Annotated in this window: 21 protein-coding genes; 20 read left to right on the top strand and 1 reads right to left on the bottom strand. The window is 40.6% G+C overall.

The genetic code is table 11. The features are described from left to right. Positions 1-5: 5 nt before the first annotated feature. From RM529_RS05195 to RM529_RS05175, 5 genes are read left to right on the top strand one after another with little or no spacing between them, the layout of a single operon-like run. Entirely contained in the window at positions 6-473 is a 468-nt protein-coding gene (locus RM529_RS05195) for a TRAP transporter small permease (protein ID WP_311483689.1), read from the top strand. Continuing rightward, entirely contained in the window at positions 470-1,759 is a 1,290-nt protein-coding gene (locus RM529_RS05190) for a TRAP transporter large permease (protein ID WP_311483688.1), read from the top strand. Before RM529_RS05195 ends, RM529_RS05190 begins: the two co-directional genes overlap by 4 nt. Before the next feature lie 18 nt (positions 1,760-1,777). Then, entirely contained in the window at positions 1,778-3,241 is a 1,464-nt protein-coding gene (locus RM529_RS05185) for a tagaturonate reductase (protein WP_311483687.1), read from the top strand. Between the two features lie 18 nt (positions 3,242-3,259). Then, positions 3,260-4,876 carry a UxaA family hydrolase gene (locus RM529_RS05180; RefSeq protein WP_311483686.1) on the top strand — a complete coding sequence of 539 codons (1,617 nt, stop codon included), beginning with the start codon at positions 3,260-3,262 and terminating at the stop codon, positions 4,874-4,876. A gap of 7 nt (positions 4,877-4,883) precedes the next feature. After that, complete coding sequence (locus RM529_RS05175; protein WP_311483685.1) at positions 4,884-6,071, top strand: Gfo/Idh/MocA family protein; 1,188 nt, start codon at positions 4,884-4,886, stop codon at positions 6,069-6,071. Positions 6,072-6,087: 16 nt separating this feature from the next. Here the strand turns inward: RM529_RS05175 and RM529_RS05170 are convergent, their stop codons facing one another. Further along, on the bottom strand, positions 6,088-7,134 hold the full coding sequence (locus tag RM529_RS05170) for a LacI family DNA-binding transcriptional regulator (protein WP_311483684.1): 1,047 nt from the start codon (positions 7,132-7,134) through the stop codon (positions 6,088-6,090). A 322-nt stretch (positions 7,135-7,456) separates the two neighbouring features. Between RM529_RS05170 and RM529_RS05165 the strand changes: the two genes are divergently transcribed. The 15 genes from RM529_RS05165 to fbp all read left to right on the top strand — a co-directional run bounded on the left by RM529_RS05165 (position 7,457) and on the right by fbp (position 26,632). Next, entirely contained in the window at positions 7,457-8,452 is a 996-nt protein-coding gene (locus RM529_RS05165; protein WP_311483683.1) for a pectinesterase family protein, read from the top strand. 159 nt (positions 8,453-8,611) lie between these two features. Beyond that, positions 8,612-10,027 (top strand): glycoside hydrolase family 28 protein, encoded by a 1,416-nt coding sequence (locus RM529_RS05160; RefSeq protein WP_311483682.1) that lies wholly within the window; start codon positions 8,612-8,614, stop codon positions 10,025-10,027. Between the two features lie 37 nt (positions 10,028-10,064). Then, positions 10,065-11,084 (top strand): DUF4861 family protein, encoded by a 1,020-nt coding sequence (locus tag RM529_RS05155; RefSeq protein WP_311483681.1) that lies wholly within the window; start codon positions 10,065-10,067, stop codon positions 11,082-11,084. A 2-nt stretch (positions 11,085-11,086) separates the two neighbouring features. Then, positions 11,087-12,343 carry a glycoside hydrolase family 88/105 protein gene (locus tag RM529_RS05150; protein WP_311483680.1) on the top strand — a complete coding sequence of 419 codons (1,257 nt, stop codon included), beginning with the start codon at positions 11,087-11,089 and terminating at the stop codon, positions 12,341-12,343. 14 nt (positions 12,344-12,357) lie between these two features. Next, the gene (locus RM529_RS05145; protein WP_311483679.1) at positions 12,358-13,986 is read left to right on the top strand and encodes a glycoside hydrolase family 43 protein; all 1,629 of its coding nucleotides are present in this window, start codon (positions 12,358-12,360) and stop codon (positions 13,984-13,986) included. Between the two features lie 17 nt (positions 13,987-14,003). Continuing rightward, complete coding sequence (locus RM529_RS05140) at positions 14,004-16,808, top strand: right-handed parallel beta-helix repeat-containing protein (RefSeq protein ID WP_311483678.1); 2,805 nt, start codon at positions 14,004-14,006, stop codon at positions 16,806-16,808. 81 nt (positions 16,809-16,889) lie between these two features. Beyond that, positions 16,890-18,812, top strand: a complete 1,923-nt coding sequence (locus tag RM529_RS05135; protein WP_311483677.1) for a pectinesterase family protein — start codon at positions 16,890-16,892, stop codon at positions 18,810-18,812. 13 nt (positions 18,813-18,825) lie between these two features. Further along, positions 18,826-19,596, top strand: coding sequence for a rhamnogalacturonan acetylesterase (locus tag RM529_RS05130; protein WP_311483676.1), 771 nt, complete (start codon positions 18,826-18,828; stop codon positions 19,594-19,596). 7 nt (positions 19,597-19,603) lie between these two features. Then, positions 19,604-20,710 carry a pectate lyase gene (pelA, locus tag RM529_RS05125; RefSeq protein ID WP_311483675.1) on the top strand — a complete coding sequence of 369 codons (1,107 nt, stop codon included), beginning with the start codon at positions 19,604-19,606 and terminating at the stop codon, positions 20,708-20,710. A gap of 300 nt (positions 20,711-21,010) precedes the next feature. After that, positions 21,011-21,346, top strand: coding sequence for a cupin domain-containing protein (locus RM529_RS05120; RefSeq protein ID WP_311483674.1), 336 nt, complete (start codon positions 21,011-21,013; stop codon positions 21,344-21,346). Positions 21,347-21,355: 9 nt separating this feature from the next. Further along, positions 21,356-22,267 (top strand): alpha/beta hydrolase, encoded by a 912-nt coding sequence (locus tag RM529_RS05115; RefSeq protein ID WP_311483673.1) that lies wholly within the window; start codon positions 21,356-21,358, stop codon positions 22,265-22,267. A gap of 64 nt (positions 22,268-22,331) precedes the next feature. Next, a complete protein-coding gene (gene uxuA, locus RM529_RS05110) occupies positions 22,332-23,531 on the top strand; it encodes a mannonate dehydratase (protein ID WP_311483672.1) in 1,200 nt (399 codons plus the stop codon). Between the two features lie 10 nt (positions 23,532-23,541). Then, entirely contained in the window at positions 23,542-24,348 is an 807-nt protein-coding gene (locus tag RM529_RS05105; protein WP_311483671.1) for an SDR family oxidoreductase, read from the top strand. A 10-nt stretch (positions 24,349-24,358) separates the two neighbouring features. Further along, positions 24,359-25,597, top strand: a complete 1,239-nt coding sequence (locus RM529_RS05100) for a tagaturonate epimerase family protein (RefSeq protein ID WP_311483670.1) — start codon at positions 24,359-24,361, stop codon at positions 25,595-25,597. A gap of 21 nt (positions 25,598-25,618) precedes the next feature. Then, a complete protein-coding gene (gene fbp / locus RM529_RS05095; protein WP_311483669.1) occupies positions 25,619-26,632 on the top strand; it encodes a class 1 fructose-bisphosphatase in 1,014 nt (337 codons plus the stop codon). Positions 26,633-26,997 lie beyond the last annotated feature (365 nt).

Raw genomic sequence — 26,997 nt, 5'->3', positions numbered from 1 at the left:
TATAGATGAAAAAGAGTTTAGATAAAATGTTAGGAGGCTTTCTGGTCTTTTTAATGACAATTATTGTTCTGGCGGTATTGTGGCAGGTATTTTCAAGATATGTGATGCAGTCCCCAAGTTCGGTAACCGAAGAGCTGGCGAGATACCTGCTTATATGGATTGGAATTTTAGGAGCAGCATACGCCGCAGGCCAGCAGGCCCACTTATCCATTAACCTGCTGGAAGAGAAATTAAATCCTCAAAATCGAAAACGATTGAAGATTGCTATCAATCTGCTGATAATTTTTTTCTGCATTACGGTGTTGATCATCGGTGGTGGCAACCTGGTATATGTAAGTTATGATCTGGGACAACGTTCGGCGGCCCTGGAGCTTCCTTTATATGTCGTGTATATGGTGCTTCCGCTTAGCGGCCTGCTTATCATTATTTATAAAGTCAATGAAATTTTAAACCCCCAAAAGTATTTAGTATGATTTCAGAGATTTTGATATTGGTTCTTTCCTTTGTGGTATTACTGGCCATTGGTGTGCCGGTGGCCTGGTCTATAGGTTTGTCCTGCTTGTTTACCATGATTGCTTCCATAGAATCGCTGGCGGCTTTTACCACGGTGGCCCAAAGGATGGCCACAGGCCTGGATAGTTTTTCTTTACTGGCCATACCTTTCTTTATACTGGCAGGTCAAATTATGAATCAGGGGGGGATTGCCAACCGGCTTATAGATTTTGCCAAAGCGCTTATTGGTTCACTGCCGGGAGGATTGGTATATGTAAACGTTATTGCAGCCATGCTTTTTGGAGCCATTTCAGGTTCTGCTGTTGCAGCAGCTTCGGCTATAGGAGGAATTTTAGGCCCACCAATGGAAAAGGAAAATTATTCCAGGGAATTTGGTGCGGCGATAAATGTTACAGCTTCCACCACAGGACTGGTAATCCCACCTTCCAATGTGTTAATTGTATATTCCCTTGCCAGTGGCGGGGTATCTATAGCTTCCCTTTTCCTGGCGGGTTATCTGCCTGGAATTTTAATGGGGCTGGCCCTTATGCTGGTAGCGGCGGTATGGATCAAGAAGAAGAAATATCCTGCGGGCAATGCCACAAGTTTTGGAAAAATTGCTTCCACCTTTTTAAGCGCACTGCCGAGTTTACTTTTGTTGATCGTGGTAATTGGCGGAATTGTTTCCGGGATTTTTACCGCTACGGAAGCTTCCGGAATCGCAGTATTGTACTGTTTTGTACTCTCGCTTATTTACCGGGAACTTAATCGAAAGGTTCTTTATAAAGTATTTCTAAGTTCAGTTGGGACTACGGCCATTGTGATGCTGCTTATCGCCACGTCTATGAGTATGTCCTGGGTAATGTCTTACGAGAATATTCCGCAGTCGGTAAGTGCTGCGCTGCTGAGCCTTAGTGAAAACAAGTACGTGATTTTGCTTATTATCAACCTGCTGTTGCTGTTCGTGGGAACCTTTATGGATATGACCCCTGCAGTGCTCATTTTCACCCCTATATTTTTACCGGTAATGACCAACCTGGGAGTAGACCCGGTACATTTCGGGATTATTATGGTAATGAATTTATGCGTGGGATTATGTACACCACCGGTGGGTGCGGTGCTGTTTATAGGAGTGGGTGTGGCCAAAACTACCATTCAGAAGGTGATGAAACCGCTGTTGCCACTCTATCTGGTCATGGCTATTGTGTTGCTGCTGGTCACCTTTATCCCCGCCATCAGCCTTTGGTTGCCAAGTTTATTCGAATAGAATTTAAGCTATAATAAAATGGAAGAAATAAAAAATAAAAGATTGAACAGAGAAAGTGCCGGTTTAACTCAAAAACTGCCAATTAAGGTAATTCAGTTTGGAGAGGGTAATTTTCTTAGGGCTTTTGTTGATTATGTGATCGATCAGCTAAACAAAAAGGCCGATTTTAACGCCGGGGTAGCGGTAATTCAGCCTTTGTCTGGAGGTTTAATAAATATGCTGAATGAACAGGATGGCCTGTACAACCTTTTTATGAAAGGTGTAAAGAAAGGAGAGGAAATCCAAAGGCAGGAGACTATTTCATGTATCCAAAAAGGCATAAATCCGTATGAAGATTATGAGGCTTATCTGGAATTGGCTAAAGAAGAAGAGCTGGAATTCCTTATTTCCAATACTACTGAAGCAGGAATTGCTTTTGATGAAAACGATACTTTAGAAGGAAAGCCACATAATAGTTTTCCGGCCAAAGTAACCGCGCTGCTTTATAAACGTTTCAAGCATTTTAATGGAGCTGAAGATAAAGGTTTAAGTATTATTCCGTGTGAGCTGATAAATTACAATGCCGATACTTTAAAAGAGATAATTCTGAAATATGCGGAACTCTGGAACCTGGAAGGAGAATTTATCAGTTGGATTAAAGATCATAACGATTTTCATAATACATTGGTAGATCGAATTGTTCCCGGTTATCCGAAAGACGATATTGATTCCTACCAAAGTCAGTTGGAACTTGAGGATAAACTTATCGTTTCCGCAGAAGTTTTCCTATTATGGGTTATTGAAGGAGGTGAAAACTTAAAATCAAAAATTCCTTTTGATAAAATTGACGAAAATATTCTTATTGTAGATGACCTTCAGCCGTACCGCACCAGGAAAGTACGTATTTTAAATGGTGCGCATACTACAATGGTTCCTTTCTCCATTCTCTTCGGAAATGAAACCGTAAAGCAAACTGTAGATCATGAATTTACAGGGAAATTTATAAGTGACACGGTATTTGAAGAAATTAACCCTACGCTGAAGCTTTCTGAAGATGAATTAAATTCCTTTGCAGAAGAAGTTTTTGACCGTTTCAGAAATCCTTTTATCAAACATCAGCTTTCCAGTATCGCGCTAAATAGTATTTCTAAATTTAAAGTTAGAGTGCTGCCGAGTTTGTTAAGTTTTCAGAAAAAGTACAATCGATTACCCTTACGCCTTACCTTTGCATTTGCATGTTTAATTCGTTTTTACAGAGGAGAATGGAACGGGCACAGCCTTCCGGTAAATGATGATAAAAAAACAACTTCCGAATTAAAACATGCATGGGAATTGCACAGCTATAAAGAGATTACAGAGCGGGTGCTTAAAAATACCAGTTTTTGGGATACAGATCTCACGCAAGTGCCACAGCTGGAAGAAAAAACCGCTCTTGCCCTGGAATTGATAGAAACTAAAGGAATAGAGGAAGGTTTTAAGATTTTTACTGAGAAATTTGAGTAAGAAGCAAAAGCAGAAATTATGAAAAGTAAATTAATAAAAGTACATCCCCAGGATAATGTCGCTGTTGCCCTTTTAGATTTATGGCAGGGTGATAGGGTAGATTTCGAAGGTGAGGAAATTATTGTCCTGAATGATATCCAGGCGAAACATAAAATCAGTCTTGTTCATCTGGAAGCAGAAGACAGGATCTTTATGTATGGAGTGCTGGTAGGAAAAGCGACCAGCGAAATAAAAAAAGGGGACAGGCTTACTACCGAAAACGTGAAACACCAGGCCAGCAAAACAACTCAGAAGACTGAAACCATCAATTGGCAGGCGCCCGACGTATCCAAATGGAAAGATCGTACTTTTATGGGATACCACCGGCCCGATGGCCAGGTTGGAACTGCCAATGTGTGGTTGTTCTTTCCGCTGGTTTTTTGTGAAAACCGAAATGTGGAATTGCTGAAAGATGTATTCGAAAAAGAATTTTCTTTTCATAAATCGCCTAGACAACGCCAATTGCTGCGCAATCTGATTACCGGGAAGGACGAGGATGCTACCGTAAACTTTCAGGAAGAAGAAACCGGAATTTTTGATAATATCGAGGTGAAATTCATTACCCACCAGGGTGGCTGTGGAGGAATCCGTCAGGACGCGGTAATGCTTTCCAAATTGCTGGCGGGGTATGTGAATAACCCCAATGTTGCGGGGGCCACTGTTCTAAGCCTTGGTTGCCAGAATCTGCAAATAGACATATTTAAAAATGCTCTTAATGCTATAAATCCTGATGTTAAAAAACCTGTGCTTATTTATGAACAGCAACAGGAAGGAACGGTAGATGAAATGCTGAATAAAATCATCAGGGATTCTTTTGAAGGCATTAAAAAAGCCAACGAAATTAGGCGCCAGCCTGCACCTTTATCTAAGTTGAAGCTTGGGTTGGAATGCGGTGGTTCTGATGGTTTCTCGGGAATTTCAGCTAATCCCGCTTTGGGATATGCTTCAGATATTCTGGCAGCCCTTGGAGGTTCTCCAATCCTATCTGAATTTCCGGAATTGTGCGGGGTGGAACAGGAGCTGGTAAACCGATGTGTAGATGATGAAACTGCTACCAAATTCATGGCACTCATGAAGTCCTACGAAAATGCAGCAGAGGCTTCGGGCTCAGGATTTGATATGAATCCTTCTCCGGGAAATATCAAAGATGGATTAATTACCGATGCAATGAAGTCTGCCGGTGCCGCGAAAAAGGGAGGAACTTCTCCAATCCAGGCGGTTTTAGATTATGGTGAATATGTTACAAAACCAGGATTAAACCTGCTTTGTACACCCGGGAATGATGTGGAAAGTACTACAGGAATGGTAGGTTCCGGCGCCAATGTGGTGGTTTTTACCACCGGGCTGGGTACGCCAACCGGTAATCCTATCGCACCTGTGCTTAAGGTTTCTTCAAATTCTATTCTTGCGGGAAGAATGCCCGATATTATTGATGTAGATTCGGGTGCTGTAATAAAAGGAGAAAAAAGTATTCCGGAAATGGGAGAAGAATTGTTTGAATACATTATTAATGTAGCCGATGGAAAGATAAAATCTAAGGCAGATCAACTTGATCAGGACGATTTTATCCCTTGGAAACGTGGAGTTTCTTTATAAAATTTAAATGGGAGCAGAGAAAAAAGTACTTCGTGCCGGAATAATAGGTTCTGGTTTTGCCGCAAGATTTCATTTTGACGCCATACAAAAAGTGTATGGTGTAAAGGTTGAAGTGGTAGGGGCGCATTCGCGTAATCAGGATAACTTGAAGAAATTCTCCGAAGAAAAGGGAATCGGTGCTTTTACAAAGCTTGAAGAACTTATTGCTGCTTCAGATGTACTTCATCTTTGTACCCCGCCTGTTACCCACGAGCCGCTGGCGATACAAATTTTGAAGAAAGATAAAGATGTTATCATAGAAAAGCCACTTACCGGCTATTTTGGTAATGATGAAGAAAACTTTTCCGGAGATCATTTTTCAAGAGAAAAAGGTTTAAAAAATGCATTAGAGAGCGTAAAGAAAATGCTTGCTGCTGAAGCAAAAAGCAAAGGCCGGATAATGTATGCCGAAAACTGGGTTTATGCGCCTGCCATCCAAAAGGAGCGGGAGGTTATCGAAAAAACGAAGTCCCAGGTTTTATGGATCCAGGCGCAGCAGTCGCATTCCGGTTCTCATTCACAGGATTACGGAAAATGGAAGCTTTCCGGCGGTGGTTCCTTAATGGGCAAAGGCTGCCATCCGCTTTCCGGAGCAATTTATTTGAAACATGTGGAGGGCAAAGCTAAAAATGGTAAACCTATTAGACCTGAAAGTGTAACCTGCCGGGTACACGCCATTACCAGGATGCCAAATTTTCAGAATGAACTTCATTTAAAGGACTCTTATACCGATGTGGAGGATTATGCAACGTTGCATGTGGTTTTTGAAGATGGAACTGTGGCCGATATTGTGGCCAGTGAATTGCTTCATGGTGGTGTAAAGAATTACCTGGAAGTACATGCAAACAATCACAGGACCATTTGCAACCTTACTCCTAATAATGCCATGCAAACCTACAACCCTGTAGACAGCAATTTTGATGATATTTATGTGGTGGAGAAAACCGGGACCAAACAGGGCTGGTCTAATATTTCGCCAGATGAAGGCTGGTTTAACGGCTATCAGCACGAAATGGAAGCGTTTTATCGTTCGGCCGCTTTTAATGAAGAAGTGGAAAGCAACAGTACTCTGGCTGCCGATGTTATTGCCACAATTTATTCCGCATATCTTTCCGCAGAAAAAAAGGGTGCGGAAATTGCCATTCCGGAGCTATAATTTTTTTTGAAAAAAATCAATTTTCTGCAGGTTGTAAAATACTCCTTCCGGAAGAACTTCTCACAAATAACTCAGGGGACAGTACTACTTTTTTCTCGATAGTTAAGGTCTTGTTTCCTTTTACCTGCTCTAAAAATACCTGGGCAGCAATTTTCCCCATAAGTAATGGAGTTTGATCCATAGAGGTGATTGGCAATTCCATATATTTTGTAAAAGGTTCATTACTGAAGCCCACCACACAAACATCTTCGGGGATTCTAATGTTCCGGCTCTTTAATTCCTGGATTGCGCCAAGTGCGGCATAATCTCCTGCCGAAAATATGGCATCAGGCTTTTCTTCGCATTCCCAGAGTTGGGCTACCGCCTGCTGGCCGGATTCTATTTTACTGTTGGTTTGGATTACATGTTCAGGATGATAAGTAAGCCCATGTTTTTCTAAAGCCGAACGATAACCTTCGAACCTGTTCTTGTAGATTTCCAGGTTGATGTCTCCTGAAAGATGTGCGATTTTTTTGCAACCTTCCATTATTAAGTGTTCGGTGGCCATATAACCCGCTTTAAAATCATCAAGAACCACAGAACTTACACCGGACATTTCTATTTTTCTATCAAAAAACACAAGCGGAGTATGCTCTTCCAGGGCCTTTTTAATATGATCTGTATTTTGAGTAGTTTTGGAAACCGACATGAATATCCCATCAATTTGTGTATTCAGCAAAGCATTCAGTTGATTTATCTCATTCTTCACCTCTTCGTGCGACTGGCAAATAATTACATGATAGCCATGTGGGGTAAGTTCTTCTTCAATCCCGCGAATTACGGAGGAAAAAAAACTGCGGTTAATATAAGGGACAATCACTCCCACATTATTGGTTTTCCCGCTTTTTAGCGCCTGTGCCAATCGATTCTGCTTGTAGTTCATTTCTAGAGCGGTTTTGGCTACAAGCTCCCTGGTTTTTTCGCTTATTTTGGGGTTTTGATTAAGCGCCCGGGACACGGTTGCGGCACTTATATTTAGTTTTTTGGAAATATCGTAAATGGTTACTTTCTCTTTTCCGCTCATTTAATTGGTGTTTTTTAAAGCTACAGGTTCACACAGATGCTAAATTATATATGTGAATTTCTTCAGAAGAATCGTTATTTCTTCAAAATATCCTGTCTAATGGTATATAGGATTTAAAAATAAGCATTTTTTTTGGTAATTTACTAAAATCAGTTACATTAACGCAATCGATTACAACTCTTTGGCAGTGAGCTTATGTAATGGCAGAAAGAGATAATTCTTTAATTTGAATACCAGGGCGACAATCGCTATAGTTCCTTTCGAAAGCTGATACAGGTTTAAGCGCGAATTCGGGAGAAAAATTAACCTTAAAATAAAAAGCATGAAATTATCTTCTACTTCAAAATTGCCAATTTTTGTGCTCTGCCTTATTTTGCCATTATTAGTATTTCCTTCTGCAGTTCAAAAAGCAGAATACCATTTTATAGTAGCAAAAGACGGTTCCGGCGATTTTACATCTGTTCAGGAGGTGATAAATGCCATTCCCGATTTTCGGAAACAAGAAACAAAGGTTTTTATTAAAAGCTGGATATATAAGGAAAAGCTGGTGTTGCCGACTTCCAAAACAAACGTGACTTTTATAGGAGAAGACCTGAAAAACACAGTTTTGACCTATGATGATTATGCCCAAAAACTGAACAAATTCGGTGAGGAAATAGGGACTACCGGCTCCACCTCCTTTTTTATATTTGGAGATGGTTTTAAAGCTGAAAATATCACTTTTGAAAACTCTGCCGGTCCGGTAGGGCAGGCCGTTGCGGTTCGTGTGGATGGGGATCGTGTGGTGTTTGAAAATTGCAGGTTTCTCGGGAATCAGGATACTTTGTATCTGCACGGGAGAGACAGCCGGCAATATTATAAAAACTGCTATATAGAAGGTACCACCGATTTTATTTTTGGCTGGTCCACGGCGGTTTTTGAAAACTGCGAGATCTACTGCAAAGAAGGCGGGCATTATATTACTGCGGCTTCTACGGAAGAAAACTCCGAATTTGGTTTTGTTTTTATCGATTGTAAAATAACAGGAGATGCGGCAAAGGACAGTTTTTACCTGGGCAGGCCCTGGAGAATTTATGCCCAGACAGTTTTTATAAATACTAGAATGCCTGCTCTTATAAAACCGGAAGGCTGGCATAACTGGAGTAAAACCGAAGCTGAAAAAACTGGCTTTTATGCTGAATATAATTCCTCCGGTCCCGGTGCTTCAGGAGAACGAGCTTCCTGGGCAAAGAAACTTTCTAAAGAAGAAGCCCTGAATTTTACAGTTTTGAAGGTGCTGGGCGGCAAAGACAACTGGAAACCAGTTGAAGAGGAATAGAAATAATTCCTGTTCAGTGCCCATTGAATTTTTACAATAACATTAATTCTACTGCTGAAACTAACCTGATTTTAGCAATGTATTATTTTTAAGATAAAAAATTATGCTAATTGATAAAGCTTTGTTATTTTAGTGCAATCGATTACAAAAATTTAATATATGAAATACAAAGTTTTCTTCAGAATTTTCGCTGCCTTCAGCATTTTAGCAGGATTACAGTTTGTCTCCTGTAAAGCGGGAAAAGATTCTGCAACCGCCTGGAAACAGGCAGATAAAATTATAAATGATATTGTTGTTCCCCAGTTTCCAGACAAAACTTTTAATGTAAAAGATTTTGGAGCTTCCGGAGATGGTGTCACCAACAACAGTGAAGCTTTTAAAAAGGCAATTGCTGAATGTAATGTTGCCGGGGGGGGGATGGTTTTGGTTCCTGCGGGTAAATATCTTACAGGCCCCATACATTTAAAAAGTAATGTAAATTTTCATCTTTCTGAAGGCGCCGAAATCCTTTTTACCCGGGACAAAAAGGCTTATCTTCCTATGGTTCATACTTCTTATGAAGGAGTGGAGCTTATGAATTATTCTCCGCTAATTTATGCTTACGGGCAGAAGAATATCGCGGTTACCGGAAAAGGAGTTTTCAACGGCCAGGCAGATAACGAGAACTGGTGGAACTGGGTTGGAAAAGATGAATATGGCTTTAAAGAAGAGATGCCAAAACAAACTGATGAGCAAAATCTTCCGCGGCTTAGGAAAATGAATGAAGATGGATTGCCTGTAGAGGAGCGTACTTTTGGGGAAGGTTATAATCTTCGTCCTACATTTTTTGAGCCTTTTGATTGCGAAAACGTTCTAGTGCAGGGGGTTACTTTTACCAATGCTCCTTTTTGGGTGTTGCATCCAATTAAATCTAATAATGTGACAGTAGACGGGGTAACAGTAAGAAGTCACGGCCCTAACAACGATGGTTGCGATCCTGAATATTCTACAAATGTTCATATTAAAAATTGTCTTTTTGATACCGGGGACGATTGTATTGCCATAAAATCCGGTCGGAATAATGATGGTCGCAGAGTGGCAATTCCAAGTCAAAATATAATTGTTGAAAATTGCGAAATGAAAGACGGTCATGGAGGTGTGGTTATGGGAAGCGAAATTTCTGCGGGAGTGAGGAATGTTTTCGTGAGAAATTGCAGAATGGACAGTCCTAACCTGGACAGGGCAATCAGGATTAAAACAAATACTTTAAGAGGAGGCTTTGTGGAGAATGTATATGTAAAGAATGTGCAGGTGGGGCAGGTAAAGGAAGCCGTTCTTAAAATAAACACTCATTATGGAATTTATGCCAACCAGGAAGGGGAATTTATTCCCACAATAAAAAACATTTACCTTGAAGATGTTCAGGTGGAAAATGGCGGGGAATATGGAATTCTTATTAAAGGAAGAGAACAGTCTCCGGTCGAAAATGTGAATTTTACCAACGTGACTATAAAGAGTACAGAAACACCTTTATCTGTAGAAAATTGTGAGCCTATAAAATTCGTCAACACCACTATAAACGGTCAAAAATACTAATCAAAAAATTAGCTAATTACCACTGAAAAATTATTAAATGATGAAAAAAATATTTCTAATACCTGTTGTAGCATCTCTGGCACTGTTTTCCTGTAAGGACGGAAAAGAACAAGAACAAACTTCTGCTGAAGATGCTGAATCTAAAATTCAAATTGCAGAGCCGCAATATGATACTTATGCCGAGATTTCTGTAAAGGAAGGCGGACATTGGGAAGGCCGGGAATATATAGATGGGCAATTTAAAAATGTGGAAAATCTTGATGTGCCTAAAGAACATACAGACCACAGCTGGTTCATTAGATATGAAGGTCCGGGCTGGGAAAATAGTCAGGTAGGCTACAGGTTGTACCTGGATTGGAGAAACGCTATAGATATCTTCGGAAAAAAAGCGGATACAATGGTGCTTCCTTATGTAGGCCAGGATAATTTCGATTCTTACCATGAGGCCGCTCCATGGGGCCAGGATATTTTAAAGGCCGGAAAATCCCTGGGAATTGGTGGGTATGGAAGATATATGAATGATACGGTGGCGCATTTCAGAAATGTGCAAAATACCCATGCTGAAGTGAACAATTCAGCAGGCAGTTCTTCCGTAGCAATTACTTACGAAGGCTGGCAAACCGGAGAGGAAACCATAGACCTTGATGCAGAACTTACTATTTATCCTGAAGGCCGGTATACTCAGGTAGAATTATCTCCTTCCGCAGAAATTGAGGGATTAACTACCGGGATTGTGAAATTTGAGGATGTGCCGCTAATTCAGAAGGAAAGTGAAGGAGGAAACTGGGCCTATATCGCTACTTATGGCGCTCAAACTTTGGTAAATGATGAAGATGAGCTGGGAATGGCAATTTTCTACAAAAAAGATGAATTGGCACAACAAGTAGAAGGCCCGGACGATCATCTTCTGATTTTTAAACCAACTTCAGATAAAGTTACTTATTATCTTCTTGGCGCCTGGGAACAAGAAAAAGAAGGGATTACAACAGAAGAAGATTTTGTTTCGAATCTTGATGAGCTGCTGCAAAATTTAGATTCCAATAATGCATTAAAATAACGATGATGATAATTCAAAAAAAACGACTCCCTTTATTTATGCTAATGCTGGCATTTACAGCTTCCTTTACCTCTTGCAAAGATGCTGAAGATAAGGCAGGGGAAGAGATAGTTGCCGCAAATGAGGAAAAGATTGTTCCTGAAGATCTCAAATGGTCGGAGAGAATGTTGCAATCTGAAATTCATCGTTTTCCGGAAGCTTCAAAGCTTGATTTTCGGGAAGAGCCAAAATGGAGCTATACCAACGGACTTGTGTTGAAAGCCGCCAAAGAGGTTTTTCAGCAGACGCAGGATGAGCGGTATTACGATTATATCTACGATTATGCCGATACAATGGTTACGGAGGAAGGTGATATTAGAACCTATGATTTAACTGACCAGAACCTGGATATGCTAAATTCTGGCAATGTGCTTTTGTTCCTTTACCCAAAGACTAACGAAGAACGTTTTCTGGAAGCACTGAAGCTTTTAAGAAGTCAGATAGAAACGCAACCACGCACCAAAGAAGGCGGATTTTGGCATAAGGAACGTTATACGCAGCAAATGTGGCTGGATGGATTATATATGGCGCATCCATTTTATGCTCACTACACTCAAATGTTCAGTGAAGGAGAAAAGGCACAGGAAGCTTATGATGATATTGTGCATCAGTTTGAACTTATTCAGCAGTACGCAAAAGATGAAGAAACCGGCTTGTTGTACCATGGCTGGGACTCCAGCAAACAGCAAAAATGGGCAAATAAGGAAACTGGAACTTCTCCCAATTTCTGGTCTCGTGCCATGGGTTGGTATGGAATGGCTATGGTAGATGTACTTGATTACCTCCCGGAAGATCACCAGGGCCGTGAAAAAATTATTAATTATTTAAATGAATTTGCTGAAGCGGTGACTAAAGTTCAGGATAAAGAATCCGGACTTTGGTACCAGGTTTTAGACCAGGGCGACAGGGAAGGGAACTACCTGGAAGCTTCAGGTTCTTCTATGTTTACTTACACCTTTGCGAAAGGGGTGAAAAACGGTTATTTGCCTGAGAAATATTTGGAAGTGGCCAAAAAAGGATATGAAGGAATCCTGAATAATCTAATTAGCGTTGAAGAAAACGGAGTGGTAAATCTAAACCAGGTATGCGCGGTAGCCGGGCTTGGTGGAGATCCTTATCGTGATGCCTCTTATGAATATTATGTAAATGAAGAAATCAGGAGCAACGATCCAAAAGGTACAGGACCATTTATCCTTGCCAGCCTTCAGTTAAATAGATAATGAAATTATTTAAAATGAGGCGCTTAACTGCTTTTCTTTTCTTAGCATTTACAATCAATATTTCTGCCCAGCATCAGGATGAATATAAATCTGAAGTCTGGGTGTCAGATAATGAGGATGGTACATTTACCAATCCCATTCTGTATGCCGATTATTCCGATCCTGATGTCACTAGGGTAGGTGAGGATTATTATATGACTGCTTCCAGCTTTAACGCCGCGCCCGGTTTGCCTATTCTGCATTCCAGGGACATGGTGAACTGGAAGCTTATCAATTATGCTTTACCAAAGCAGGTGCCGGAAGAAAATTTTTCGGTTCCGCAGCATGGAAATGGAGTTTGGGCCCCAAGCATCCGCTCTCATAATAATGAACTATATATTTACTGGGGAGACCCCGACTATGGTATTTACATGGTGAAAACCGATGATCCTTATGGTAATTGGGATGAGCCGGTACTGGTAATGGAAGGCAAAGGGCTTATAGATCCGTCGCCACTATGGGATGATGATGGCAAAGCTTATCTGGTTCATGCCTATGCGGGCAGCCGCGCAGGAGTGAAAAGCTTGCTCAGCGTGAATAAGATGAATACTGATGGCACTAAAGTTTTAGATGCCGGCCGCCATGTTTTTGATGGTCACGATAATCAGCCAACCATCGAAGGAGCAAAGTTTTATAAGAGAAACGGCTATTACTATATTTTTGCTCCTGCCGGGGGCGTTTCCACAGGCTGGCAGTTAATTTTAAGATCGAGGAATATTTATGGACCTTATGAAGAAAAGGTAGTTTTAGAACAGGGAAGTACCAATATTAATGGTCCACACCAGGGAGCATGGGTAGAAACGCCTGGAGGTGAGGACTGGTTTTACCATTTCCAGGATGTGGAAGCTTATGGCCGGATTGTGCATTTGCAGCCGATGAGTTGGAAAAATGACTGGCCTGTGATGGGTGAGGACAAAGATGGCAACGGAATTGGAGAGCCTGTAAAAACTCACAAAAAACCTGATGTAGGTAAAAATTATCCTGTGGTAACCCCTGTGGAAAGTACAGAGTTTGAAGGTGATAGCCTTGGACTGCAATGGCAGTGGCATGCCAATCCAAAAGTAGTGTGGCACGCCAAACTTCCCGGGAATGATTATTTAAGGTTGTTCTCCATTAAAACTCCTGAAGATGCTCCTAATCTTTGGATGACACCAAACCTTTTATTGCAAAAATTTCCGGCTCCGGATTTTAAGGCTACAACAAAAATCAGCATTTTTCCAGAGGAAGCCGAAGAGGGCAAACGAGCCGGACTTATAGTTATGGGGATGGACTATGCCACCCTAACCTTAACCCATGATGGAAATGGTTTCATCATCAGGCAAACACAGGCTATCGATGCTATAGGTGGGGAAGAGGAAGTTACTATTGCCGAAAAAAGAATTGATTCCAACGAAGTTGTTTTTCGTCTGGAAGTTAGTGCTCCGGATGCTACCTGCCGGTTTAGTTATAGCGAAAATGGTAAAAAATTCACGAGTATAGGGGAAGCTTTCAAAGCGCAGCCCGGGAAGTGGATTGGAGCTAAAGTGGGCTTGTTTAGTGTAAGCACTCAGGAAGCAAAAAGGGGCGGCTACGCAGATGTGCAGTATTTTAGAATTACCAAATAATCTTTTTAAAAAAATAAATGAAAATATCCGCTAAAAGCTTTCTGGTATTCTTTAGCTTTTTAAGCTTTGGAATGCTCCATGCGCAGCAAAATTCCGCATGGGATCCTGCACAGATTTATGATAATATTGAATTTGACATGCCCGAAGTACAGGAGCCTCAGTTTCCTAAATATGAGGTTAATATTGTGCAATTTGGTGCTGTGGGGGATGGCCTTCAGAAAAATACAGAAGCTTTTAAAAAAGCCATTGCCGATGTTGCCGAAAATGGCGGCGGAAAAGTAGTGGTGCCCAGAGGCATGTGGCTTACCGGGCCTATTCACTTCCGCAGTAATATTAACCTGCACCTGGAAGATGGAGCTTTTATTTTCTTCAGCAAAGATTTTGATGATTATGAGCTTATTAAAACCAGTTTTGAAGGTTTAAATACCGTTCGTAATGAATCCCCCATTAATGCCAATAATGTTGAAAATATCGCCATTACCGGGAAAGGGGTAATAGATGGTAGTGGAGGTGCGTGGAGACCGGTGAAAAAGGGAAAAATGACGAGCTCCCAGTGGGACGACCTGGTAAAATCCGGTGGTGTGTTGTCTGAAGATCAGAAAATGTGGTTTCCTACAGAAAGTGCTAAAAAGGGATATAATAGTACCACTAATTTTAATGTACCCGATAAAGTTTCGGATAAAGAATTAGCGTTGGTCAAAGATTTTTTAAGGCCGGTGATGGTGAGCATTGTCAACAGTAAAAAGATTCTGCTGGACGGGCCAACTTTTCAAAATTCACCCGCATGGAACATTCATCCGTTAATGAGCGAGGATATTACTATTCGAAACCTTACCGTAAGAAATCCGTGGTATTCTCAAAATGGCGATGGGCTCGATCTGGAATCCTGTAAAAATGTGGTGATCTACAACAATACCTTTGATGTTGGAGACGATGCGATTTGCTTTAAATCAGGTAAAAATGAAGACGGGCGTGAGCGTGGAATACCAACCGAAAATGTGATCGTAAAGAATAATATCGTCTATCACGGGCATGGCGGATTTGTTATTGGCAGTGAAATGTCTGGCGGCGTGAAAAATGTGCATGTTTCCAATTGTACTTTTATGGGAACCGATGTTGGCCTTAGGTTTAAAAGTACCCGTGGCCGCGGTGGCGTGGTGGAAAAAATTTATATCTCCAATATAAATATGATTAATATTCCTACTGAAGCCATTCGATTTAACCTTTTTTACGGCGGAAATTCCCCCATTCTTGAAGGAGACCAGGATGCTGCCGATGAGGCACGTGATGAAACTGTAGTTCCGGTTACCGAGGAAACACCTTCCTTTCGCGATATTTATATGAAGAATATCACAGCTACCAATTCCCATAAAGCTGCCTTTTTTATGGGATTGCCCGAAATGAAACTAAAGGATGTATACCTTAAAAATGCCATTTTTGAGACTGAAGAGGGAATTACTGTTATAGATGTCAATAGCATAGGACTGAAAAATGTAAAGATTCTTCAGAAAAATGGCCCGGCACTGGTACTGTATAATGTTAAAGATGTTCAGTTAAAGAACATAAATTATCAGGAGAATAAAGACGGGGCTGCGGTACAGGTTTCAGGAAAAAGTGAAAATATAGATTTTTCAAAAAGTAATATTCCGAGTGGCGATATTCAGCAAAAAACTGCAGGCGTACAGTCAGGAAAAAAAGGCACAAATCTAATTGAAGTTCGTACTGCTACTCAGCTTATCAAAGCTATAGACCACGCCAGCCCCGGGGACTCTATTTTTGTTCATGCCGGGGATTATGTGCTAAAAGAGCGAATTTATATAAATGATTCCGGTACTGCTTCCAACAAAATTTATCTGGTTGGTAGTAGCAGTGGGGAACGCCCGAAACTGGATTTTTCGGCTATGGAAGAGAATTCTTCTAACCAGGGAATCGTACTAAAAGCCGATAACTGGTATATTAAGGGGTTCCAGTTTTATAAAGCCGGCGATAATGGCCTGCATATTAGGGGAAATAACAATCTCATTGAATTTTGCAGTTTTTCGGAATGTGCAGATACAGGGCTTCAGCTGGATGATGCTGCCTCAAAAAACACCATTTTAAACTGTGATTCATTTTATAACGCCGATTCAAAACTGGAAAATGCCGATGGCTTTGCCGTTAAAATGGATGTTGGTTCAGGAAATAAATTTATTGGTTGCCGTGCATGGAACAATCTTGATGATGGATGGGACGGTTACCTCCGGGAAGCCGACAATATTCAAACCACCTACGAAAATTGCTGGGCTTTTAATAACGGTTATTTAAAGGATGGAACTAAAGGAAAAGGCGATGGCAACGGCTTTAAAACCGGCGGGAGTGATAACAAAACCCGCAAACATAATGCTTCTTATTATCGCTGTATGGCGGTGAATAATGTGAGCGATGGGTTTGACCACAACAGCAACCGGGGAACAGTTTCCATTATTAATTGTTCTGCTACAGGGAACGGAAGAAATCTTGCTTTTTCGGAAAAGAACGGACTCGCAAAAATTACAATTATCAACAGCCTCGTTCTCGGGGAATTGGGGAAATATAATGCTGAAGTGGAAGAGGTAAAGAACAATAGCTGGCAGATGGATTTGAATGTTTCTGAAAATGATTTTGTTTCCACTGATATTTCTGAATTATCTGCGCCAAGGAAAAAAGATGGCAGTTTGCCAGATATTGGTTTTATGCGTCCTCAAAAAAACAGCAAACTTGTAAATGCTGGCGTTATTCTGGAGAAAACAAATTCGGGAGAAGCTCCGGATTTAGGCGCTCTTGAGTCAGGAATTGCTGAATAATATAGTCTTCAGAAATAATCAGATACATTCATTCTATTTGAAGCAGAAATAAATAAGACAAAAATTCAAATGCTCCATCAAATGGCACTAAGAAAACATTTATTTATACTGACAGTTTTCAGTTTTTTTATGCTGAAAGCCCAGACCCAGGAACACGAAATTGAGCCCTATACCATCCAGACTAGCTATGAAAAACTAAAGAAGGATTACCCATTTATAAAACCTGTAGAGCCGCTTGTTTCAGAAAAAATTATTTCCGAAGAAAATGTGGTTTTTAAGAAGACTCCCGAAAAGGATATAAAGGCAGATGTGTATATGCCCAAGGCCGAAAATGGCCAAAAATATCCTGGGGTTTTATTAATTCATGGCGGCGGCTGGCTTACCGGGAGCAAGGAAAATGAGCGGGTAATGGCTCAGCATCTTGCACAAAACGGGTATATTGCCGTAACTGCCGCTTATAGACTGGGTACAGAAGCCATTTATCCGGCGGGAGTATTAGATTTAAAAGACGCTGTGAAATGGATGCGGAAAAATGCCGAAAAGTATCATATAGATAAGTCGAATATTGCCGTTTTGGGAGCTTCGGCGGGAGCACAACTTGCTACTTTAATTGGTGTTACTCCCGATGCCGAAATTTATAATACTGAAAACAATAGTTTTTCGGATAATGTTCAGGCGATCGTGAATATAGATGGCATTGTTTCATTTGTTCATCCTGAAGCAGAGGAAGGCTGGATGGCCGGTACCTGGTTAGGCGGTTCCAAAGACCAAAAGCCTGAAGTCTGGAAAGAAGCTTCCCCATTGGAATATGTAGATAAAAATACACCGCCTACGCTATTTATAAATAGTTCTTATGCCAGGTTTCATGCCGGGAGAGATGATATGACGGAGATTCTGGAGGAGAATGATATCTATCATGAAGTCCACACATTAGAAAATTCCCCACATTCCTTTTGGCTGATGCATCCCTGGTTTGAGGAAACTTTGAATTTAACCACTGCTTTCCTGGATAAGGTGCTGCAGAATTCCTCTTCGGCTAAAAAGGCCTATCGGGAAATTAAGGTGGCGCAGGACGGTTCAGGCGATTTTGCCAAAATTCAGGAAGCTATAAACTCTACCCGAGATCTTGGCCCCGGGGAAGTGGTAATTCATATAAAAAATGGAACCTATAATGAAAAACTGGAAATCCCCAGCTGGAAACATCAGTTAACGCTGAGAGGGGAAAGTAAGGAAGAAACCATTATTGTGAATAATGATTTTTCCGGAAAGGCAAATCCCAAAACCGGAAAAAAACACTCCACCTTTACTTCCTACACGGTCCTGGTGCAGGGCGACGATATTAAAATTGAAAACCTCACTGTTAAAAATTCTTCCTGTGGCGAAGGACAGGCAGTGGCGCTGCATGTGGAGGGCGACAGGTTTGTGATTAAAAACTGTAATATCCTGGGCTGCCAGGACACGATTTATACCGCTACGGAAGGGAGTCGGCAACTATTCGCTGACTGTTATATAGAAGGTACCACCGATTTTATTTTTGGCGAAGCTACGGTGGTATTTAAAAATTGTACCATAAAAAGCATGCGGGATTCTTATGTAACGGCTGCGGCCACACCACAAAACCAGGAGTTTGGTTATGTTTTTATCAATTGTAAATTAATAGCTGCGGAAGGTGTAAATGAGGTTTTCCTTGGCAGGCCGTGGCGTTCCTATGCCAAAACGGTATTTATCAATTCTGAACTTGGCGAACATATAGTGCCGGAAGGATGGAATCCCTGGAAGGGAGATGAAATGTTTCCGAACAAGGAAAGAACGGCATACTATGCTGAATATAATAGTTCGGGTCCCGGGGCTGCTCCAAATCAACGGGTAGAATGGTCGCATCAGTTAAGCGATAAAGAAGTAGAGAAATACACGTTAAAGAATATTTTCAGCAAAAACAAAGACTGGTATTGGGCTTCTGAAATTATGAAAGATGAAAATGCTGCTTCTGACCTTAAAAATTAAAAACCAATTTCGAATGAAAAATATTATTTTCTATATTCTCCTTATGTGTTCCGCAGCGGTTTCAGCTCAGCAAAATCCTAGCTTATATCTTATAGGAGACTCTACCATGTCTGATAAAAAGGATCCGGAGAAAAATCCCGAACATGGCTGGGGACAGATGTTACCGGAATTAATGACTTCAGAAATTAATATTGAAAATCATGCGGTGAATGGCCGTAGTACTCGAAGCTTTATTTCGGAAGGTCGCTGGAGAGCGGTTAAAAATAAACTTCAACCAGGCGATTTCGTTTTTATTCAGTTTGGGCATAATGATCAGAAGGTGAAAGATTCCAGCCGATATACCAATCCATTTACCCAATATCGGGCTAACCTGGAAAAATTTGTACAGGAAACTCGTGAAAAAGGTGCAACGCCAGTTTTGATGAGTTCTATCGTGCGGAGAAAATTTAATGAAGAAGGAGTATTGTTAGATACTCATGGTGAATATCCTTTGGTAACCAGAATGGTTGCTGAATATCTTGAGGTACCATTTATCGATATGCAGTTACTTACAGAACAACTGGAAATTGCTTATGGTCCCGAAGATTCTAAAAATATTCATCTTCATTTAGAACCCGGGGAAGACCCTTATGAGCCTGATGGCAGGCATGATGATACGCATTTATCTGAAAAAGGAGCGATCATTGTGGCCAGCCTTGCACTTCAGGAAATAGCAAATCAAAATCTGGAGTTGAAGAAATTTATAGAACCAGAAGTATTGGAAAAAGAATTAATGAAGAAATAAAAATAAGATGATGATAGACAAGAATGATTTAAAGAGAGGTTTAAAAATTGCCATTTTCGGTATATGCTTTGGCATTACAGCACAACAGGCAGTTTTTGCTCAAAGCAAAGAAATTTCCTGGGGCCAGGCGCAGCAACAGGATAAAGAATGGTATGCTTCCGGAGAAGCGCAGCGCATTGCCGATAATGTTTTGCTGTACCAGCATAATAACGGCGGTTGGTATAAGAATATTAATATGGCAGATAAGCTGACTTCCGCAGAGAAAGATAAGCTGAGAGCGCAGAAATCTGAAGAAGTGGGAACTACTATAGATAACGGCGCCACGCATACGCAGCTAAATTATCTGGCGAAAATTTATAGTGCCACTAGTGAGGAAAAATACAAAAATGCTTTCCTGGATGGAGTAGATTATCTTTTGGAAGCACAATATGAAAATGGCGGATGGCCGCAATTTTACCCAATAAAGGAGGGGTATTATGAGCATATTACTTACAATGACGGCGCAATGATTGGTGTGATGAATTTATTGCGGGACATAGCTAAAGAAAAGCCAGGCTACACTTTTGTAGATGCAAAGCGAAAGAAAAAGGCTCAAAAAGCTATAAATAAAGGCCTGGAAGTGATTCTGGCAACCCAGGTAAAAGTGGATGGAAATCTAACCATCTGGTGCGCGCAACACGATAAAGATGATTTTAGTCCCGCTAAAGCAAGAGCTTACGAGCTTCCATCATTAAGCGGAAAAGAAAGTGCGGGAATTGTGGAATATTTGCTGAAGCTGAAAAAACCTTCCGAAGAAGTGAAAAAGTCGATTAGGAGCGCTGTGCAATGGTTTGATGAGCATAAGGTGATGGGGGAAAAAGTAGTTTGGATAAAAGATACCTCTTATGTTGAAGGACACGACAGGGTAGTGGTTCAGGATTCTGATGGTGGTCCGCTTTGGGGACGATTTAATGATATTAAAACCGGGAAGCCGATTTTTGTAGGCCGCGATGGAATAATTAAATCCCACCTGGCCGATATTGAGCAGGAACGCAGAGTAGGTTATAACTATATAGACAATTATGCTGAAGAGTTGCTGAAGCGGGAATACCCCGAATGGGAAAAGAAATATTAAAATTCCTTTTCCGCTATCAGTATTCTTACTTCATATAGGAGACGGTAATTTAATTTAATAGGGTTTTTTGGCTTATCGAATATTTATCGTGGAATTTGAAGTGAAGGCACCGTGAAATTTTAGGCTTTGAGCTACATTAATATTTTCTTTAGATAGAATTTTCTAACGAATTGCTAAAATTTAGGTGCTGAACAATAAATTCAGATAAAGATTCGTAAGCCTGGATTTTTTTGGTTAGTTTTTTCATAAATGGAAAAAATGAACAGATAGTAAATAAATCAATGGTTCAAAAAGTAAAATATGCTACACGGAAAAACATTTTTAAAAGAAAAGGAATCGGCATGGGAAGACGCCGGGGATGGCATCACCAGGAAGATTACCGGCCATAACACTCAGATGATGATGGTTAAGGTAAAATTTGAAAAAGGAGCGACCGGGTATGTACATGATCATTATCACACACAATCTTCGTATGTTGCTTCCGGAAAGTTTAAAATCACCATAGGTGGCGAATCCGAAATCCTTGAGGCAGGAGATACTTTTTTTGTACATCCTAATTTAAAACATGGGGCAGAATGTCTTGAAGCAGGCATTTTAATAGATGTGTTTAGCCCGGTGAGGGAGGATTTTCTGTAAAAAGAAGATATGAAAAATGCAATTTTCGGCTTTATACTTTTTCTTGCTGGCAGTGCCGGAATAGCGCAGGAATTTACTGCCATCTGGCCGGAAGGAAATATGCCTAATTCTAAGGGTTTAAAGCTGGAACATATTGAAAAAAATCAGCGTATCACCCAGGTTGCTGAACCAGGATTTTACAGTTTTTTTCCTGCTAATGAAGAAAATAAGGGCGCTGTAGTTCTAATACTTCCTTCGGGTGGATACCATCATCTCACGTACAATCTTGGCGGATTTCAGGTTGCCAAGTGGTTTAACACCATGGGAATTCCGGCTTTTGTACTTAATTATCGGCTGCCCACTTCTCCAGATTTAAAAGTTAGTTACAAAGGGCCCATCCAGGATGCGCAGCGCGCCATGAAAATCATTAGGGCCAATGCTGAAAAATATAAAATAGACCCGGAGAAAATCGGGATTTTTGCAACATCAGCCGGAGGTCACCTTGCAACTACTTTAGGTACACATTCAGAAGATTTTTCAGCAATAAAGAATGACACGCTAAACGATTATTCTTTTAAGCCCAATTTCATGGTATTGATCTCCCCGGTGATAAGCTTCGGGAAATATGCTCATGAGGGAAGTATACAAAACTTCTTTGGCGAATCCCCTTCCGAAAAATTAATTAAAGAATACTCTAATGAATTACATGTAAATGAGAATACGCCGCCTTCTTTTTTGGTGCATGCACAGAACGATAAATCTGTAAGCGCTATGAATAGTATTCTCTTTTATGAAGCTATGATGAAAAGTGGGGTAAAGGGGAGTCTGCACTTTTTTCCGAAAGGACAACATGCCATAGGAATTACAAATGAATCTGTTTTGACTGACGAGTGGAAGGATTTATGTGAAAAGTGGCTGAAAGAGGAGCAGGTTATAAATTAATCCCGTGGAAAGAAATTAAAAAAACAATTAGTAACTTGAAAGTTTCTGATAAGATTTGAATTATATGAAACAAATATTTGAACAAAGTTGGAGGTGGTACGGCCCTCAGGATCCCGTGAAACTTCAAACCATAAAACAGGCCGGTGCAAATGGAGTGGTTACTGCTTTACATCATATTCCTGTAGGGGACGTTTGGACGGTGGAAGAGATTGAAAAGCGAAAGAAACTGCTGGAGGAAAGCAATAAAGAGAACCCTTTTCCGCTGCACTGGAACGTAGTGGAAAGCCTTCCTGTACATGAACATATTAAGCAGGCAAGGAGTGACAGGGGGAAATATATTGAAAACTATAAGCAAAGTCTTATAAACCTTGGCAAATGCGGGGTCACCCGGGTGTGCTACAATTTTATGCCCGTGCTGGACTGGTTAAGGACCAATGTAAGATATCAGCTGGAAGACGGCAGTACTGCACTTCTTCATAATCTGGAAGACCTTATAATTTTCGATCTGTTTATTCTGAAAAGGGATAATGCTGAAGCAGATTATGATGCTGAAATGGTAAAAAAAGCCAAAGCAAAATATGCTGAAATGAAGCAGGAGGAACTGGATGTTTTGAAGCAAAGTCTGCTGATGGCATTGCCTGGTGATAAAGAAGGTTTTACGCTTGAAAAGTTAAGAAATGGCCTGAAGGATTACGAAGCAATTTCAGCAGAACAGTTAAGGGAACACCTGGTAGAATTTTTAGAGGAAGTAATTCCTGTAGCTGAAGAAGCCGGAGTGGTAATGGCCATTCATCCAGATGATCCGCCATGGCCGGTGCTTGGGCTGCCAAGGGTGGTTAGTAAAGCTTCAGATTTTGATTATATTTTTGATAAAGTGCCGCAAAAAGCCAATGGACTTACCTTTTGCAGTGGAAGTTTAGGAGCTTCAGAAAATAATAATTTACCTGAAATTATTAAAGCCTATTTTGACCGGATTCATTTTGTGCATCTGCGATCTGTTCAGCGGGACGAAAATTCGAGATTTTATGAGGCCAATCACCTTGAAGGCAGTGCAGAAATGTATAAGCTGGTAAGGACATTTTATGAGCTTCAGAAGAAAAATAACCGAGCACCAATTCCAATGAGGCCCGACCATGGTCATGAGATGCTGGACGATCAGGATAAACCTTTTTATCCCGGTTACTCTGCTGTGGGCAGGTTGAGAGGTCTTGCGGAATTACGCGGACTGGAATTTGGAATTGTAAACACATTAGAAAATCAGTAAAAGAATAAAAATGGACAGATTAGAGAATAAAGTTGCCGTTGTTACTGGTGGAAATGGAGTTTTAGGAGGAGCAATTGCTATAGGTTTGGCAAAGCAAGGAGCTAAAGTTGGCATCCTGGGAAGAAGCGAAGATACCGTGCAGGAGAGAGTGGAGGAGATTAAGAAGTTTGGCGGGGAAGCAATTTCACTGGTGGCTGATGTACTGGATAAGGAAAAATTAATTTCAGCCAGAGACAAAATTGAAGCAGAATTCGGTAAAGTTGATATCCTGGTGAATGCTGCGGGTGGTAATATTAAAGGCGCCACCATAACTCCGGACCAGAGTATTTTTGATCTTGAGTTGGATGATTTTGATAAGGTGAACCAGTTAAACTTTAAAGGAACCGTGCTGCCTACTTTGATTTTTTCCAAAGCAATGGTAGAAAATAAAAACGGTAGTATTATTAATATTTCCTCCCTTGCCGCGCAACGTGCCTTAACACGGGTAATGGGATATGCCGCTGCCAAAGCGGCCGTAGATAATTTTACGAAATGGCTGGCTGTGGAAATGGCACAAAAATATGGCGATGGGATTAGGGTAAATGCCATTGCACCGGGCTTTTTTATAGGAGAGCAAAACCGTGATCTTTTATTAAATGAAGCCGGAAATTTGACAGATCGTGGACAAACAATTGTAAATCAGACTCCAATGAAACGCTTTGGAGAACCCGAAGAATTGCAGGGAGTAGCCAATTGGCTGGCAGGAGAAGAATCTTCTTTTGTCACTGGTATTGTAGTGCCCGTAGATGGAGGTTTTGGAGCGTTTAGCGGAGTATAAAAAATTGAATATGGCAAGATTAGGAAAATATTCCTTTGGAGTAGGAGACCGTTTTGGAAAAGAAGGAAAGGCTCAGCTTAAAGCTGTGCTCAAAATGCAGGAAAATGGTATTGAAGTTATCCCTGTTTGGAATAAATCTAACCGGGAGCACGAAACGGTAGGGACAAACCCGGAAAGCGTAAGAAAAGAAGCCGATAATGCTGTTAAAGAACTGCAATATACCGGCGATTATCTTGTAGATGCAGATCATATTGGGTTACAAAATGTTGATCCTTATCTCAAGCAAAGTGATTTTTTTACCATAGATGTAGCCGATTATATTGGAAAAAAAGCTAAGGAAAATGACGAAAGAGAATTTTTAGAGTTTTTTGAAAAGTACCTGGGGGATTTTCAGATTCCCGGAATTGAACATAGAATAGAAATATCAAAAATGCAGCTTCAGGAAATGCTGGATAATTTTCTGCTGGCCATGAAAAAATCAGGAGAAGTTTACCGGCATATTGCTTCGGAAAAATCAGAGGAGTTTTCCACTGAAGTTTCCATAGATGAGGTTGAAAATCCGCAATCTCCGGTAGAGTTATTTTTTATCCTGGCAGCACTGGCGCATTATAAAGTTCCCGTTAATACCATCGCACCAAAATTTACGGGAGAATTTAACAAAGGCGTGGATTACAGAGGGGATTTAAATCAATTTGAAAAGGAATTTGAAGAGGACCTGCTGGTACTAAAATTTGCCATAAAAGAGTTTGGCCTTCCGCCAAATTTAAAATTGAGCGTACACAGCGGTAGCGATAAGTTCTCCATTTACCCGGTGATGCAGAAGCTGATTAAAAAGCACAATATGGGTCTGCATTTAAAGACGGCTGGCACTACCTGGCTTGAGGAATTAATTGGCCTGGCTGAAAGTGAAGGAGAAACTTTCAGCTTTGCTAAAGAAATTTATGCTGAAGCTTTGGAAAGATATGAAGAACTTACCAAAGATTATGCTGAGGTACTTTCTATAAATAAAGACGAATTACCTTCCGCAGAAGATTTTTCGACCGGAAAGGATTTTGCTGATGCACTTAGACATGATCAAAAGAGCAAGGCCTATAATGCCAATTTTCGACAATTATTACACTGCGCTTATAAGTTAGCTGCTGAAAAAGACAATTTTCAGGAACTTTTGGATAAGAACAGATCAAAGATAGAAGAAAACGTAACCTATAACCTTTACGAGAGGCACCTGAAGAAGATTTTTCCTTCCTAGCATCCTCCAAAAACAAATAAAATGGAAAGACATATTACATTAGGAGAATTCATCATTGAGAATCAGAAGGATTTTCCTTATGCCAAGGGAGAATTAAGTGCTTTATTAAGTTCCATAAAACTGGCCGCAAAGATGGTTAACGAAAAAATAAATAAGGCTGGTTTATCACAGATTATCGGTAAAATGGGAACCAATAACATACAGGGTGAAAACCAGGCTAAACTGGATATTATAGCCAATGATATTTTTATATCTACCCTAAAAAATCGCGGAGAGATTTGTGGAATTGCTTCTGAAGAGCTTGAGCATTATGTGGCTTTTGATGAAGATATGCATAAGGATGCCAAATATATCGTACTTATAGACCCTCTGGACGGCTCTTCCAATATTGATGTAGATATTACAGTGGGCACAATTTTCAGTATTTACCGAAGGATTTCTCCTGCCGGGGCCAAAGTTAAAAAAGAAGATTTTCTTCAGCCCGGCGATAGCCAGGTTGCCGCAGGCTATTTAATTTACGGTACTTCTACCATATTGGTTTACACTACGGGCAATGGGGTGAACGGTTTCACCTTCGATCCCGGTGTTGGTTCGTTCTTTCTTTCCCATCCCCAGATCAGGTATCCGGAGCATGGTAAAATTTATTCGGTGAATGAAGGAAATTATGTTCATTTTCCTGATGGAGTGAAGAAATATATCAAGTGGGTACAGCAAATAGATGAAAAAGACGGGCGCCCATTTACTTCAAGATATACCGGCTCCCTGGTTGCAGATTTCCACAGGAATATGCTGCTGGGTGGTATTTATTTATACCCGCAGGGAACCACATCACCAAATGGAAAACTACGTTTGCTATATGAATGTAATCCGATGGCATTTCTAACGGAACAGGCCGGAGGTAAGGCTATTGATGGTGAAACCAGGATCATGGAGATCATTCCTAGCGAACTTCATGAAAGGACTCCATTTATTTGCGGAAACTCAGAAATGGTTTCAATAGCAGAAAGGTTTATTGGGGGAAATTATGAAGTTTAGGCTCTAACAGAAACTTATCTATTAATTCATAATTTGATTGCATTTGTTTGGAATTAATGCCTTACTTTTATTACTACGGATAAAAACGTAGCGAGGGTTACCTATTCGGTTACCTGGTTTTTTGAAATTGATAAAAGGCTTGATATTAAAGGTATAACCGATGGAGACTTTAGTTCTGTCATCCCGACTTTTTTGGATAATCATTTTGATATAATAAAGGGTAATTGTATGGTTTACATGTAGTTACCCTTTATTTTTTGGCTCAAATATTAATAAATGATGTTAAAATTAATGTGAGTTCATCGTGAGCCATTTTTTTGTGTTTTTTTTTAGCAGATGCTCCATAGCGCGTATTGGTGGTTTGA

This window comes from Autumnicola edwardsiae (assembly GCF_031846505.1).
GTDB classification, from domain to species: Bacteria; Bacteroidota; Bacteroidia; order Flavobacteriales; family Flavobacteriaceae; genus Autumnicola; species Autumnicola edwardsiae.
Note: the sequence above shows the minus strand (reverse complement) of the source record. Positions and strands in the feature narration are given on the sequence as shown.

Bases quoted from the DNA above. Each gene is read 5' to 3' on its own strand.
- RM529_RS05155 (WP_311483681.1), top strand. From the start codon at position 10,065: ATGATGAAAAAAATATTTCTAATACCTGTTGTAGCATCTCTGGCACTG.
- RM529_RS05140 (WP_311483678.1), top strand. From the start codon at position 14,004: ATGAAAATATCCGCTAAAAGCTTTCTGGTATTCTTTAGCTTTTTAAGC.
- fbp (WP_311483669.1), top strand. From the start codon at position 25,619: ATGGAAAGACATATTACATTAGGAGAATTCATCATTGAGAATCAGAAG.
- RM529_RS05170 (WP_311483684.1), bottom strand. From the start codon at position 7,134: ATGAGCGGAAAAGAGAAAGTAACCATTTACGATATTTCCAAAAAACTA.
- uxuA (WP_311483672.1), top strand. From the start codon at position 22,332: ATGAAACAAATATTTGAACAAAGTTGGAGGTGGTACGGCCCTCAGGAT.
- RM529_RS05100 (WP_311483670.1), top strand. From the start codon at position 24,359: ATGGCAAGATTAGGAAAATATTCCTTTGGAGTAGGAGACCGTTTTGGA.
- RM529_RS05185 (WP_311483687.1), top strand. From the start codon at position 1,778: ATGGAAGAAATAAAAAATAAAAGATTGAACAGAGAAAGTGCCGGTTTA.
- RM529_RS05195 (WP_311483689.1), top strand. From the start codon at position 6: ATGAAAAAGAGTTTAGATAAAATGTTAGGAGGCTTTCTGGTCTTTTTA.
- RM529_RS05130 (WP_311483676.1), top strand. From the start codon at position 18,826: ATGAAAAATATTATTTTCTATATTCTCCTTATGTGTTCCGCAGCGGTT.
- RM529_RS05105 (WP_311483671.1), top strand. From the start codon at position 23,542: ATGGACAGATTAGAGAATAAAGTTGCCGTTGTTACTGGTGGAAATGGA.
- RM529_RS05145 (WP_311483679.1), top strand. From the start codon at position 12,358: ATGAGGCGCTTAACTGCTTTTCTTTTCTTAGCATTTACAATCAATATT.
- RM529_RS05115 (WP_311483673.1), top strand. From the start codon at position 21,356: ATGAAAAATGCAATTTTCGGCTTTATACTTTTTCTTGCTGGCAGTGCC.
- RM529_RS05120 (WP_311483674.1), top strand. From the start codon at position 21,011: ATGCTACACGGAAAAACATTTTTAAAAGAAAAGGAATCGGCATGGGAA.
- RM529_RS05135 (WP_311483677.1), top strand. From the start codon at position 16,890: ATGGCACTAAGAAAACATTTATTTATACTGACAGTTTTCAGTTTTTTT.
- RM529_RS05165 (WP_311483683.1), top strand. From the start codon at position 7,457: ATGAAATTATCTTCTACTTCAAAATTGCCAATTTTTGTGCTCTGCCTT.
- RM529_RS05180 (WP_311483686.1), top strand. From the start codon at position 3,260: ATGAAAAGTAAATTAATAAAAGTACATCCCCAGGATAATGTCGCTGTT.
- RM529_RS05150 (WP_311483680.1), top strand. From the start codon at position 11,087: ATGATGATAATTCAAAAAAAACGACTCCCTTTATTTATGCTAATGCTG.
- RM529_RS05175 (WP_311483685.1), top strand. From the start codon at position 4,884: ATGGGAGCAGAGAAAAAAGTACTTCGTGCCGGAATAATAGGTTCTGGT.
- RM529_RS05160 (WP_311483682.1), top strand. From the start codon at position 8,612: ATGAAATACAAAGTTTTCTTCAGAATTTTCGCTGCCTTCAGCATTTTA.
- pelA (WP_311483675.1), top strand. From the start codon at position 19,604: ATGATGATAGACAAGAATGATTTAAAGAGAGGTTTAAAAATTGCCATT.
- RM529_RS05190 (WP_311483688.1), top strand. From the start codon at position 470: ATGATTTCAGAGATTTTGATATTGGTTCTTTCCTTTGTGGTATTACTG.